We start from the raw sequence: 1,105 nt of genomic DNA, 5'->3' as shown, positions 1-1,105 counted from the left end.
AAAAATGGTTTTTTTGACTATGCTGAATCTTGTTTTTTTTGAACTTTTTCTAAGGTGAAACGCGCCCTTTTTTCAAAGGCTTCCACCCGGATCCCTTCAATGATCAGCATCAATTGTGACCAGGTGATCTGACAGCCTTCCTGTTTTATATCGGGGAGTTCAAAAGTCCCTTTTTCCAATCGCTTATAGTATAGCACAAAGCCTCCTGCCTCCCAGTGCAATAGCTTCACCCGATCCCTTAGCTTGTTGATAAAAACAAATACCTCTCCGGAAGTGGCCGTACGATTTAATTTCCCTTCTACCAATCCTTGAAGCCCGTCAGTCGAGTCAACCCGGGGAACTTCCCCCCGGGTTGCTCACAGAACGGTACGTGAACCTCTCGGTTCATACCGCTCTTCTTATTGAGTCATTTACACTAAATAATCAGTTATCCAGCTGTCGGTTTCACCCCCCATTGCCAATGGGCAAACAGCGTTGGCTGGGTCAGGGCTACCTTTCCCAACCAATAGACTGCCCTGGTCTTGTGTTTGCGATACCGTTTAAACTTATTCCTTACCCATTGCACCAACCTCATGTTTAATTGCTGCAGGACTGAGCGTAAAGCAGATGGATAAAATTTACCATAATAGTTAATCCATCCCTGAATTACCGGATTGATACCTTCTGCAATTGAAGTCAAATCTCTGTTGACCCAGCTCTGAAGTTTCCAGTTACGCATTACCTGACCCATTTTTACTTGAGCCGAGCGACTTATAGCTGGATTAAATCCGGTGAAGTATCCTCCTGCTTTACTTTTCACCGATCTGGGTTTGAATGTGTGACCTAAAAAGTCAAAGGATACATTCTCGTACTCTCCTTCCCGATTACTGTCTTTGCAATAAACAATTTTGGTTTTGGTTGCATTGAGTTCCAACTTGCATGCGCTCAGCCTTACTCCTATAGCGCTCTTGAGATATTCGGCTTCTTTCTTACTCCTGCAATGACAGATACTGTCATCTGCATACCGCTCAAAAGGAATTTGAGGATAGTTTCTGCGTATCCATTCATCAAATACGTAGTGTAGAAATAAGTTCGCCAACAACGGCCCCATCACTCCGCATACACA

At 44.0% G+C, this 1,105-nt stretch carries 1 protein-coding gene and 1 pseudogene; both read right to left on the bottom strand.

Going from position 1 to position 1,105, the window contains the following annotated elements:
- Positions 1-17 precede the first annotated feature (17 nt).
- Positions 18-314 (bottom strand): annotated as a pseudogene (gene tnpB / locus AC04NP_RS30505) (IS66 family insertion sequence element accessory protein TnpB); the annotation flags it as partial.
- Positions 315-427: 113 nt separating this feature from the next.
- A partial coding sequence (locus AC04NP_RS30500) for a group II intron maturase-specific domain-containing protein (RefSeq protein ID WP_482863914.1) occupies positions 428-1,105 on the bottom strand: 678 nt, incomplete at its 5' end.

The organism is Agaribacillus sp. DX54 (genome assembly GCF_056858335.1).
The sequence above is the reverse complement of the archived record's forward strand: the minus strand, read 5'-3'. Positions and strand labels throughout refer to the sequence as shown.